Origin of the sequence: Clostridium folliculivorans (assembly GCF_024341905.1) — a bacterium.
Classification (GTDB): domain Bacteria; phylum Bacillota; class Clostridia; order Clostridiales; family Clostridiaceae; genus Clostridium_AR; species Clostridium_AR folliculivorans.
On the sequence record NZ_BQXY01000011.1, the window covers coordinates 78004 to 90433 of the forward strand.

11 protein-coding genes are annotated in these 12430 nt (G+C 29.9%); 8 read left to right on the forward strand and 3 right to left on the reverse strand.

The annotated features are described in order from the left end of the window. Positions 1–2 precede the first annotated feature (2 nt). Positions 3–692 (reverse strand): response regulator transcription factor, encoded by a 690-nt coding sequence (locus OCU55_RS20815; protein ID WP_261854267.1) that lies wholly within the window; start codon positions 690–692, stop codon positions 3–5. A gap of 181 nt (positions 693–873) precedes the next feature. On the opposite strand from OCU55_RS20815, the gene OCU55_RS20820 reads away from it, so the two are divergent. Beyond that, positions 874–1314: a nucleoside deaminase gene (locus tag OCU55_RS20820; protein ID WP_261854212.1), complete on the forward strand. Its 441-nt coding sequence runs from the start codon at positions 874–876 to the stop codon at positions 1312–1314. A 56-nt stretch (positions 1315–1370) separates the two neighbouring features. Here OCU55_RS20820 and OCU55_RS20825 read toward each other — a convergent pair whose 3' ends face one another. Next, on the reverse strand, positions 1371–2516 hold the full coding sequence (locus OCU55_RS20825; RefSeq protein WP_261854213.1) for an aminotransferase class V-fold PLP-dependent enzyme: 1146 nt from the start codon (positions 2514–2516) through the stop codon (positions 1371–1373). 348 nt (positions 2517–2864) lie between these two features. Between OCU55_RS20825 and OCU55_RS20830 the strand changes: the two genes are divergently transcribed. Continuing rightward, the gene (locus tag OCU55_RS20830) at positions 2865–3365 is read left to right on the forward strand and encodes a hypothetical protein (protein ID WP_261854214.1); all 501 of its coding nucleotides are present in this window, start codon (positions 2865–2867) and stop codon (positions 3363–3365) included. 703 nt (positions 3366–4068) lie between these two features. On the opposite strand, the gene OCU55_RS20835 is transcribed toward OCU55_RS20830, so the two are convergent. After that, positions 4069–5607 (reverse strand): P-loop ATPase, Sll1717 family, encoded by a 1539-nt coding sequence (locus tag OCU55_RS20835; protein ID WP_261854215.1) that lies wholly within the window; start codon positions 5605–5607, stop codon positions 4069–4071. 360 nt (positions 5608–5967) lie between these two features. Here OCU55_RS20835 and OCU55_RS20840 point away from each other — a divergent pair, with 360 nt between their 5' ends. The 6 genes from OCU55_RS20840 to galT all read left to right on the forward strand — a co-directional run bounded on the left by OCU55_RS20840 (position 5968) and on the right by galT (position 12365). After that, positions 5968–6732, forward strand: coding sequence for a transporter substrate-binding domain-containing protein (locus OCU55_RS20840; protein WP_261854216.1), 765 nt, complete (start codon positions 5968–5970; stop codon positions 6730–6732). 14 nt (positions 6733–6746) lie between these two features. After that, the gene (locus OCU55_RS20845) at positions 6747–7391 is read left to right on the forward strand and encodes an amino acid ABC transporter permease (protein WP_261854217.1); all 645 of its coding nucleotides are present in this window, start codon (positions 6747–6749) and stop codon (positions 7389–7391) included. Between the two features lies 1 nt (position 7392). Continuing rightward, positions 7393–8115: an amino acid ABC transporter ATP-binding protein gene (locus tag OCU55_RS20850; protein ID WP_261854218.1), complete on the forward strand. Its 723-nt coding sequence runs from the start codon at positions 7393–7395 to the stop codon at positions 8113–8115. Positions 8116–8502: 387 nt separating this feature from the next. Further along, positions 8503–9663 (forward strand): galactokinase, encoded by a 1161-nt coding sequence (locus tag OCU55_RS20855; protein WP_261854219.1) that lies wholly within the window; start codon positions 8503–8505, stop codon positions 9661–9663. Between the two features lie 167 nt (positions 9664–9830). Next, positions 9831–10820, forward strand: coding sequence for a UDP-glucose 4-epimerase GalE (gene galE / locus OCU55_RS20860; RefSeq protein WP_261854220.1), 990 nt, complete (start codon positions 9831–9833; stop codon positions 10818–10820). 33 nt (positions 10821–10853) lie between these two features. Next, positions 10854–12365, forward strand: a complete 1512-nt coding sequence (gene galT / locus OCU55_RS20865) for a UDP-glucose--hexose-1-phosphate uridylyltransferase (RefSeq protein ID WP_261854221.1) — start codon at positions 10854–10856, stop codon at positions 12363–12365. The last annotated feature ends 65 nt before the right edge of the window (positions 12366–12430 follow it).

Consider the following 12430-nt stretch of genomic DNA (forward strand, 5'->3'; position numbering starts at 1 on the left):
AGCTATACATCTCCTAACTTATAACCGATTCCCCAGATAGTCTTTATATATTTAGGTTCAGAGGGGTTATCCTCTATTTTCTCCCTAACTCTCCTAATATGAACCATAACAGTATTTTCATCCTTCATGAAATCATCCTGCCAAATAGATGAGAACAATTGAGTTTTTGTAAATACTCTCTTAGGATTTTCTAATAATAACTTTATGATTTCAAATTCTTTTGCAGTTAGATCTATTGGAGTCCCATTTTTTATTAATTGATAGTTATCTAAGTCCAGTGTAAGTTCACCTCTTTGAATCTTAGATTCCTTTGGAAGAGAATTTTTAAAGTAACCAATTCGCCTAAGTGATGCGTTTATTCTGGCATTTAACTCGTTTAATGAAAAAGGTTTAGTGATGTAATCATCAGCACCTAATTCTAATCCTAGTATTTTATCTAACTCACTATCTTTAGCTGAGATTATAATAACAGGTATAGTACTAACTTCTCTTATCTTTCTTAGAACTTCTTTTCCATTAAGCTTTGGAAGCATAATATCCAGTAGTATCAGGTCAAAGTTGTTGTTGTAAAATTCCTGAAGTGCTAATTCTCCATCTTTAACCGAAGTAATAGAAAATCCTTCGCTTTTTAGATGGCTATATACTAATTCATTGATTTCAATGTCATCTTCTACTAATAATAAGTTGTAAATAACAAGTCCCCCCTAACTATATAATTCTATAAATTAATGATTATTTGAAAGATTTGATCTAAGATATGAGATGAATTTATGATAATATTAAATAAGTATTATCAGGTTATTGGTGTAGTATCTAGTATATACTATATTTTACAGTAATAATTATATTATTTAAAGATAGGAATGATAATGTATGAACTTTATGCAGGAAGCACTTAAAGAGGCGATTATAGCTAAAAATTTAGATGAGGTACCAGTAGGAGCTATAGTTGTTAAAGATGGGACTATAATAGGAAGAGGACATAATTTAAGAGAAACAAAAAAATCCCCTTTAGCTCATGCTGAGATAATTGCTATTGAAGAAGCTTCTAAGCATCTCGGGTCGTGGAGACTAAGTGGATGTGAAATGTTTGTGACCTTAGAGCCTTGTGTTATGTGTGCTGGAGCTATAATACAAAGTAGACTATCGAAACTTCATATAGGAACCTTTGATCCAAATGGTGGAGCTTGTGGTTCTATTATAAATCTGACTCAAAATACAAATCTAAGCTTTTTTGTACAGGTTAATTGGTGCTATGATGAGAGATGTAGCTTAATAATTAGTAATTTTTTCAAGGAAAGAAGAAAGAAATGACCTAGATAAACAGAGGATAACTGGTTACTCTATTTATCTAGGTCATTTAATGTTGATTAGTTATATTTGATATTTCTTATAATATTATTGAGTTTGTCTATGGCAATGATTATGTCTTCTAATGTATTAAAATAATTAAAACTTAATCTTAGAAGTCCATTAGGAAAAGCATTTATTAATTTATTATAAGAAGAGTTTGAAAATAGTCCCACTCCAGTATAAATTCCGTCTTCTAAAAGTTTTTCATGAACATTAATAGGGTTGAGAGAGTCTAATTTTAATGATACTATGCAACTTCTATCGATGTTATTAGGTTTCCCTATAATTTGTAGATTGTCTATATTTAATAACTCATTTATAAGCAAGGAAGTTAATTCATCAGTCTTAAATTTAATATTGTCTATACCTATATTGAGTAAAAACTTTAATGCAAGATTTAATCCGTAGATACCAATATAGTTTAAGGTTCCAAGTTCAAGCTTTTCATTAATAGCACCAATACTATTAAGGGGAACTTGATTATTGATGCTACTTACTGAAGACATATTATCAATAAGCTTATCACTACCAATAAAACCACCTATACCTTCTGGACCTAGCAAGTACTTATTTCCGCTAAAAATTATTGCATCGGCATGGATTTCTTCATTGTCTATGTTAATAGTTCCAAGACTTTGAGATGCATCAACGATGAAAAACAAATTGTACTTAGCACAAATATCACCAATTTGTTTTAAAGGAAGGATTGTCCCAGATACATTAGAAACATGAGATAGAACCACTGCTTTTGTGTGCCTATTAATTAATCTAGGAATTATGGTGGTGTCTAGTTCTCCTGATTCGGTACAAGGGATTTTTGAAATGTCTAGACCGTTATATATCATAGAATTTATGGGTTTCATAATAACATCATTTTCAACAGATGAAACAATAACATGATCATTTTTACTAAGTATACCCTTAAGGATCATATTAATTGCAAGTGTGGAATTTGAGGTGAATACTACATTGCCATCTTTCTTAAAGTTTACCAATCTACATAAAAGACCTCTTGTTTCTTCTATCATGGATTTTATTTCTTCTATATATCCTATAAAGTTTCTATTTGATTCTAGCATTCTAAAATATTTAAAGATATTTTCATATAGATTAGGTATTTTTGGGTAAGAAGCGAAGGCGTTATTTAGATAAATCGTTCTCATTTCATACCTCCAAGTTTTATAAAGCTACTTTCATATTAAATATATTATTTAATATGAAGTTTTATGAGATATAGATAGGATAGTTTCAAATAAAATTTATTTATCAAGCATTTGATGGAATGTAATAAAAAGTGTACAAACTATTTAGATATAAGTGCTATAATTAAAGATGTTCAGTCTTGATATTAAAATATAAGTTTTATAATGAATTTGATATTTATATAATGTATGAGTTATATATGTGATGTGGTTTTATAGTTGTTTTTATAGTCAAATAAATTATCTTTAAAGAAATAACTTTATATAAATTAGTACCTATTGTTGAGTATATATGGAGGGAGAATAGAAATGGAAAAGGTAGAAATGTTAGTAGGTTATGATATGAACCTATTTGCTCAAAGGTTTGAGGAGAATTCTAATAAGGTTTCAGGTTTTATGTACAATTATTTTAAATCTACTTTAGGTGATAAGGTAGCTGGAATGAATTTAGAAGAAAACGTTCTTTTTGCATGGTCATACTATTTTGTTCAAATAGCTAACGAGAATTCTGAAGTTGGAGAAAAGATAATGCAGGGAATGCTCGCTCATTTCGATTACTTAATTAATTCAAAAGATGAAGTTGAGATAAGAGGTGCAGATGGAAATAAAACTGATGAAAACAGGCCTAAGCTTCTCCTTTTGGATGAAAGTTTTTGCTCAATATGGTTTAAGTCTAGTATATGTTCAATGTTATCATATATATATGGACAGGATAACTTTGAAAAAGCACATAAGTTTTTAGAAGAAAATTATTATAGTAAAAATGAGAGATATAGAAGTATGATGTTAAGAACTGAAGACGAAGCATAAGTTTGTAAAGCATTTAGTGATAAAAAAGCTGTTATACTGAGTTAAGGTGTAGCAGCTTTAAATTTAGTGTATATGAAATTATAATAAAGCAAAATGTATATAACTAAACTTTATTATAAGAAATAATGAAAGGCAAGCGTTGTAAATCTAAAGAAAAATATATAGTTTGCAAAATTCATTATATATACTTGAAAAGGTTTATATGCAAAAAAAATAGCTAACAATATCGCTTTAGCAACTTTTTTGATAATTTATAGAAATATAAAATGTTCATATTATAATAGTTTTAATAATATAAATGTAGAGTTGTGAGTTAAAGATGTACTACTTTAATCTGGCGACCATTTTTAAAACTCTTCTGTGTTGTAAGTAAATTTTGAAAGTATAAGCTTTATAATGAAGATGGTTTGATATAGTAGTATATTAAGAGTAATAAAATGTAAATTTATATTGAATAAATTAATAGTGCAGTGGTATAATTTAAATTGGTTTGAGACTAAATGTGAAGTTTATGTAGGAAATATAATATAATAATAATTTTTAAAAGTGGTAACAATATAAAATGTACGAGAGTATATTGTATATAGATAAAACATTGAAGGATAATAATGTTATCCTGGGACGAATGAGCCCGTTAAAATTGGGACGAAAGAGCCCGTGAAAAAAGGCGCCTGCAAAGGTGCCTTTTGTTATTTTAATTATTCTATATACCGAAGTTTTTTCTCAAAGCATAATGAACTATAAATTTCTCTGAAAAATTAGGATTAGATGAACCTCCATCTCCATAACACCAGGTTATTTTGTACTTAGGTTTTTTGATATTTCTGCTTATATTCTTTGTATTACCTATAACACCGAACTTATATAAAAAGTTTAGACAGTTATCTATGCTGGTTATACTTGGATAATTGGTTATATTCTTAGTATAAAAGTTTTTTATGGTAGCATAGTCAAAGGTCTGATATTTAAGATCTCTTACTATATTTAGAGATTCTTGTACTACTTTTGGGTTATTATGAATAGATAATTCATTTTCTAATTCATTTAAAAACTTGCTTGAATAGGTTGCTCTACAACTAGTAAAAAGCTGAGAACCAAAGTATTTTGCATTGGGATAAGTATTTTTTATAATGTTTAAATAATTTATGATATCTCTTGGCCTCCCAAAACTATAATCCATAAGATAATCAGAAGCCTCTTGATGATTTATTTTTTCAGGAAATAATCTTCTGTAAAGACATTCTTTGCTCATGTTAGAAAAGTCCTTTACAGATACAGAAATTTTAGATAATACCATATCCATTAATGGATTCTCCCAAGGATCCTTATAATTATTTTTAGGCCAATTTAGGTTCACCTCTGAGTCAACAATAAGTCTATTAAGATTAGCTGAATATAAATGAAGCATATTTAGTATATCATCTCGAAGTAATATGAGTATTCGACTGTTGGAGGAATTAGTATTTACAAGTTTTAAGTTTATGTCATTGCTGACAGCAATTAATGAAAGCAGTAAGTCTATATATGAAAAATCATCTTGCATATTTCTCTGAAATTCATCTAAATCATCATATATCAATATTAAGTTATAGTTTGGTAGACATTTGTTTAATAAACAGTCTAGTTTGTTTAGCAGATTATAATACTTATTTTTCTGAAAGTTTTTTGTTATGTTATAAGCTATTTCGGCAGAAGTGTTTATTTCATTTAAAGCAGTAGGGATTTTAACTATCCCACCAAGTTTATTATTACTACTTTTACTATAAGAATTTACCGTAAAAATACTATCTGAATAAAGATTGCAATAAAAGTGTTTCAACCTATTATGGTAAAATCTTGTTTTTATATTAGGTGGATTTGGCTTTCCACATAATATTAATTTGCATATCTCTAGAAGGATTGTCCATTTCCAGAACACTGAAAGTTCGCTCTTAGGAAGGACTGTTTCGTTTAGGTCAATTAAACTTTGAAGATTAAAATCATTTATTTTTCTAGTTGTGCATAGGTATCCATTGTTTGCATAATTCTTTTCGATGTATTTAGCCAGTATTGTTTTTCCAGTGCCTTTGCGTCCTGAAATTATGAATTTGTTTTTATTTGATATTATCTCATCGTAATTGCTATTTATATAAAATAAGTCCAAAAAATTTTTTTCAGTGGATTCACTTTCACCATTGGCATAACCGATAAATATATCTTTAAGCTTAATATTATCATTAAAAAGATTAATATTTTTAGACAATAAAATCACCCACTAAGTTTTAATATAAACATTAATAATATTATAATACAATTTCAAAAAAATTCCAATGAATTGTTACTGACAAAATATTATGTTGTTACTATACTTTAATATATATATAAAACAAGAAAAACATTCTAAATAAGTACACAAATATTTAATGTAAGCGTATTTATACATATATGAAAATATTACTATAAGAAAAAATGAATAAATTGCTTGACCAACCTGCACTTTGTAAATATAATATTATTATGTTAAGCAAAGAATTATAAATTACTATCAAGAACAATGGCGTTCTTTGAGGGGTATTCTATACCCTTTGAAGGGCGTCTTTTAAATTATGGAGGGGGAAAAATAATGTTAAAAAAAGCATTAGCACTGATTACCGCAGTTACTATTTTAGGGGCTACTTTTGTTGGATGTTCAAAGAAAGATGAAGGAACAAGTAAGAAATATGTTATAGCAACAGATGCTACATTTGCACCGTTCGAGTATGAAAAGGACGGAAAATACATAGGGATAGATATGGAATTACTTGATGCCATATCAAAAAGTGAAAATTTCCAATATGAATTAAAGCCAATGAATTTTAAGGGTATAATTCCTGGTATGACTTCAAATCAAATAGATGCTGCAATAGCTGCTATGAGCATAACAGATGAAAGAAAGAAATCTTTAGATTTTTCAGATCCATATTTTGATGCAGGTATTTCAATAGTGGTTAAGGCTGATAATGATAAGATAAAATCAGCAGATGATTTAAAAGGTAAGATATTTGCTGTTAAAAAGGGCACAGCTGGTTCTAAGTTTGCAGAGGATAATAAAGATAAGTATGGTGCGACTATAAGATATTTTGATGATTCTCCGTCAATGTTCCAAGAAGTTATAAATGGAAATGCAGACGTTACTTTTGAAGATTATCCAGTTATAGCATATAAGATTTCAACTGATTCTACACCTACTTTAAAGGTTGTTGGTGATAGATTAACTAAAGATCAATATGGATTTGCAGTAGTTAAGGGAAAGAATAAAGAATTACTTGATAAATTCAATGCGGGATTAAAGAAGCTTAAAGAAAATGGCGAATATGATAAAATACTTGCAAAATATATCAAAAAGTAATAGGAGGCTCTAACATGGATAGTTTTTCTATAATTAAAGATAGCCTTCCAAGTTTATTAAGTGGATTAACGGTAACTATTAAGCTTACCGTTATCTCATTATTTTTTGCATCTATACTTGGAATAGTATTTGGTCTTTTAAATATATCTAAAAATAAGGTGCTAAAGTCAATAGCAGTTATTTATATTGACATAATAAGAGGGACTCCTCTTATCGTACAAGCTTTCTTTATTTACTTTGCTATTCCTAGTGCTTTGGATATAAAAATTGGAGCTGAATTTGCTGGATGTTTGGCGTTGAGTTTAAATGCCGGAGCTTATATGGCAGAAATATTTAGAGCTGGTATACAGTCACTAGATAAAGGTCAGATGGAAGCTGCAAGAAGCTTAGGACTTCCATATTCTAAAGCTATGACTAAGGTAATTTTACCTCAAGCTATAAAGAGAATGACACCTGCCATAATAAATCAGTTTATAATATCCTTAAAGGATACTTCAATATTATCAGTAATCGGAATAAGAGAACTTACACAAAGTGGTGAAATAATAATTGCATCTAACTTTAAGTCAACACAAATATGGGGTACAGTAGCGGTAATGTACTTCGTGATTATAACATTGCTTTCAATCGTCTCTAAGAGAATGGAAAGGAACGTGTAAAATGATAAAGGTTAATGGATTAAAGAAACATTTTGGAAAGTTAGAAGTATTAAAAGGTATTGATTTACATGTAAGTCAAGGTGAGGTGCTTTGTCTTATAGGTCCATCTGGATCAGGAAAGAGTACACTGCTTAGATGTTTAAACAGACTAGAAGATATAGATGGCGGAAGTGTATTGATAGATGGTGAAGCTATAAGTGATTTAAAGATTGATATAAATAAGATAAGAGAAAAGATAGGGATGGTTTTTCAATCATTTAATCTGTTTCCTCACTTAAATGTAATTGATAATATTACATTGGCACCTGTTGAACTAAAAAAGATGAGTAAAGCAGAGGCTAAAAAGAAAGCTTTAGAGCTTTTGGAAAAGGTAGGGCTTGCTAGCAAAGCAAATGAGTATCCTGACAATTTATCTGGAGGACAGAAGCAAAGAGTTGCTATCGCAAGAGCTTTGGCTATGAATCCGGAGATTATGCTTTTTGATGAACCTACATCTGCCCTAGATCCAGAAATGGTTGGAGAAGTATTGCAGGTTATGAAAGAGCTAGCTAATGAAGGAATGACTATGATAGTAGTAACTCATGAAATGGGGTTTGCTAGAGAAGTTGCTGATAGGGTTATTTTCATGGATGGCGGATACATCGTTGAACAAGGTGATCCTAAGGATATTTTCTCTAATCCTCAAAATGCTAGAACTAAGGATTTCTTAAATAAGGTTTTATAGAATAAAGTTAAGATTTATAATCTTTAGGATTTATATTAAAAGTGATTTAATACTGAAGTTAACTTCAGGTTAAATCACTTTTTGATTTATAGGAAAGAGCTCAGGTTTTATACTAACCAAAGCTGGAGGTTTTAAATGCTTTGCTTGTTTTCTCAGTATATAATAACAATAACTATCGGATGTAAAAATGTTTTTTTTATGTATGTTGAAGAAAGATAGATACGTAAAATAGATGTAAATAAAGTTTAGTAAAAAAAAGTAAAAAAGTATTGAAGTTTTACTAAAAAAGATATACAATTTAAATATGATAACCTTTTCGGTTAGTATGTAGAAAATAAAATTGATGCAAATTTATATATTTTAAAATTATTATGGGAGGAATTTATAATGGTAGAAGGTTTGAAACATGACTTTAAGTCTATTCTTGAAACTGAAGGAGATGGAGTTTATTTTGCTCCAGGAAGAGTAAATCTTATTGGTGAGCATACTGATTACAATGGAGGTAACGTATTTCCTTGTGCGTTAACTTTTGGTACCTATGCTGTTGCAAGGAAAAGAGCAGATAAAAAAGTAAGAATGTACTCAAAGAACTTTGATGATCTTGGAATTATAGAGTTTAAATTAGATGAATTAACCTATAAAAAAGAGCATGATTGGGTTAACTATCCAAAGGGGGTTTTATGGGCATTTGTCGAAAATGGATATAAGCTAGATAGCGGATTAGATGTGCTTTTTTATGGAAATATTCCTAATGGTGCAGGTTTATCTTCATCGGCATCAATTGAGCTTGCTACTGCTGTAATATTAAAAGATTTATTTGCTTTTAATTTAGATATGATAGAAATGGTAAAACTAAGCAAGCAGGCTGAAAACAGCTTTATAGGAGTAAATTGCGGTATAATGGATCAATTTGCCATAGGAATGGGCAAAGAAGGTTGTGCTATTCTATTGGATACAAATACTCTAAAGTATGATTATGCTAAGCTAGATATAGATGGTTCATCAATCGTAATTGCAAATACAAATAAAAGAAGAGGATTAGCTGATTCGAAATATAACGAGAGAAGAAGTCAGTGTGAAGAAGCATTAAAAGACTTACAAGTGGAATTAGATATAAAATCCTTAGGTGAACTTAGGGAAGAAGAATTCGAAAAGTATAAAAACCTAATCAAGGATGAAGTTAATGTAAGAAGAGCTAAGCATGCAGTTTATGAAAATCAAAGAACCTTAAGAGCTGTTCAGGCTTTAAACAATAAAGATATAGAATTGTTTGGGAAATTGATGAATGATTCACATATATCACTAAGGGATGATTATGAAGTTACTGGAATAGAGCTTGATACTCTAGTAGAGCTTGCTTGGGCGCAAAATGGTGTTATTGGCTCAAGAATGACTGGAGCTGGCTTTGGTGGATGTACAGTAAGTATAGTAAACAATGAAGCTGTAGAAGAATTTATTAAAAATGTAGGCTCTAGTTATAAAGATAAGATAGGATATGAAGCAACTTTTTATGTAGCTCAAATAGGTGATGGTGCTAGAAAATTATAAAGACAACTGTTAAACTATTATAGAAGTAGTAAAAATTTAACTATAGATGTATCGCTTTGAACTGAAATCTATTTTTAAAGTTCTCACGGGTTCTGGTGAGAGAATTTAAAAATAATAAACTTTATTACTAAGTGGAACATCCATATAATATGTAGGAGATGATTGTTGTGAGTATTTTAGTATGTGGCGGAGCAGGGTATATAGGATCTCATTGTGTGTATGAGCTTATTGAAAGAGGAGAAGAAGTTGTAGTTGTCGATAATCTCCAGACTGGACATAAAGAGGCTTTACATCCAGAAGCTAAGTTCTATGAAGGAGATATAAGAGAATATAGTTTCCTTGATAAGGTTTTTAAAGATAATAATATAGAAGGTGTAATTCACTTTGCAGCAAATTCACTTGTTGGTGAAAGCATGCAATTACCGTTAAAGTATTATAATAATAATGTTCATGGTACTGAGGTATTGCTTCAAGCAATGGTTGATAATAATGTGAAAAAGATAGTATTTTCGTCTACTGCAGCAGTTTATGGTGAACCAGAAAGAGTTCCTATAACTGAGACAGATAAGACAGAACCTACTAACACTTATGGTGAAACAAAACTTGCTATGGAAAAGATGATGAAGTGGGCTGATAAGGCACATGGCTTAAGATATATAGCTCTTAGATATTTTAATGTTGCAGGAGCTCATCCAAATGGATTAATAGGAGAAGCTCATAATCCTGAAACTCACTTAATTCCACTTATTTTGCAAGTTCCTCTAAATAAGAGAGAAAAGATAAGCATTTATGGAGAAGATTATGAAACTAAGGATGGGACATGTATAAGAGATTATATACATGTAAAAGATCTTATTGATGCGCATATATTAGCATTTAATAAATTAAGAGATGGATGGCAAAGTGATGTCTTTAATTTAGGAAATGGCAGTGGTTTTACTGTTAAAGAAATGATAGATGCAGCTAGAAAGGTTACATCTCATGCAATACCAGCGGAAGTATGTCCAAGAAGGGCTGGAGACCCAGCAGTTCTTATTGCATCTAGTGAAAAAGCTAAAAATATCTTAGGTTGGGAGCCTAAGTATAATAATGTAGAAGAGATAATAGCGGATGCTTGGAAATTCCATGAAAGTCATGTAAACGGCTTTGAGGAATAAAAAGCTACTTTAAATTATAGGGGATATGAAGAGATGGATATAAATATTTCAAAAGAAATAGAAAGACTATTAGAATATGCTATAAATAAGGAATTAATAGATCCGCTAGATAAGATATATACCAGAAATAGATTGATGGAAGTATTGCAGTTGAAAGAACTTGGGTGTATTGAAGCAGGCGAAGAATTTGAGGAATTAGAGCCTATATTAGATAACATACTCACTTGGGCATTAGATAATGACATTTTAAAGGATAGTGGGTTTGTTTCTAGGAATTTATTTGACACTAAAATTATGGGATGCCTTATAGGCAGACCTTCTGAGGTAATACAAAAGTTCTACTCATTATATGATTTAGATAAGAAAAAGGCTACTGAATTTTTTTATAATTTGAGTATAGATTCTAATTACGTAAGAATGGATAGAATTAAAAAAAATTTGAGCTGGAAGGTAAGTACTGAGTATGGAGATATAGATATAACCATAAATTTATCTAAGCCAGAGAAAGATCCTAAAGAAATAGCAAAGGCTAAAAGTATTCCATCAAGCTCATATCCCAAATGTCTTTTATGTAAAGAAAATGAAGGCTATGAAGGAACATTAAATCATCCGGCTAGACAAAATCACAGAATAATTCCATTAGAGCTCGATAAAGAAACTTGGTATCTGCAATATTCACCTTATATTTATTATAATGAGCATTGTATTGTATTAAAAGGTAAGCATGAAGAAATGAAGGTAACAGAAAGTACATTTTTAAGATTATTACAATTTGTTGAAAAGTTTCCTCACTACTTTATAGGTTCTAATGCAGACTTGCCAATAGTAGGAGGATCAATCTTGACACATGACCATTTTCAAGGTGGAAACTATGAATTTGCAATGGCTGTAGCTCCTATTGAAAAAAGTTATACAATTAAAGGTTTTGAGGAAATATCAATTGGAAGAGTAAAATGGCCAATGAGTGTTATTAGATTACAATCAAATAGCATAGAGAAGCTAATGGATTTTTCTGATTATGTTTTGACTAAGTGGAAAAGTTATTCTGATGATTTAGTAGGCGTTATTGCATTTACAGAAAATGTACCTCATAACACAATAACCCCTATTGCTAGAAGAAGAGGAGATTTATTCGAAATTGATTTAGTACTCAGAAATAATAGGACTTCTAAGGAGTATCCATTTGGAATTTTTCATCCACATGAAGAACTTCATCACATTAAGAAAGAAAATATAGGGCTTATAGAAGTAATGGGACTCGCAGTACTTCCACCTAGATTGAAAGATGAGTTGAAGGAATTAGAAGGATATTTAATAAATAAAGAGAAAATACAAGATATTAAAGAGGATTCTAATATATTTAAGCATAAAAAGTGGGCAGAAGATATAGTTTGTAAATACAGTAAGATAGATGATGCTAATATTGATAAAATAATTAAACAAGAAGTTGGACTAAAGTTTATAAAGGTTCTTGAACATGCAGGAGTATTTAAGAGAGATAAAGAAGGGTTAAAAGCTTTTGATGACTTTATAATGAGTTTATAGCATTAAATATGAAACTGAATTTATTTGCATGTTAAGTTTTCCTCTCATACGTACAGAAATGCAAA

Bases quoted from the DNA above. Each gene is read 5' to 3' on its own strand.
- OCU55_RS20855 (WP_261854219.1), top strand. From the start codon at position 8,503: ATGGTAGAAGGTTTGAAACATGACTTTAAGTCTATTCTTGAAACTGAA.
- OCU55_RS20850 (WP_261854218.1), top strand. From the start codon at position 7,393: ATGATAAAGGTTAATGGATTAAAGAAACATTTTGGAAAGTTAGAAGTA.
- OCU55_RS20825 (WP_261854213.1), bottom strand. From the start codon at position 2,516: ATGAGAACGATTTATCTAAATAACGCCTTCGCTTCTTACCCAAAAATA.
- OCU55_RS20840 (WP_261854216.1), top strand. From the start codon at position 5,968: ATGTTAAAAAAAGCATTAGCACTGATTACCGCAGTTACTATTTTAGGG.
- OCU55_RS20830 (WP_261854214.1), top strand. From the start codon at position 2,865: ATGGAAAAGGTAGAAATGTTAGTAGGTTATGATATGAACCTATTTGCT.
- OCU55_RS20845 (WP_261854217.1), top strand. From the start codon at position 6,747: ATGGATAGTTTTTCTATAATTAAAGATAGCCTTCCAAGTTTATTAAGT.
- OCU55_RS20820 (WP_261854212.1), top strand. From the start codon at position 874: ATGAACTTTATGCAGGAAGCACTTAAAGAGGCGATTATAGCTAAAAAT.
- galT (WP_261854221.1), top strand. From the start codon at position 10,854: ATGGATATAAATATTTCAAAAGAAATAGAAAGACTATTAGAATATGCT.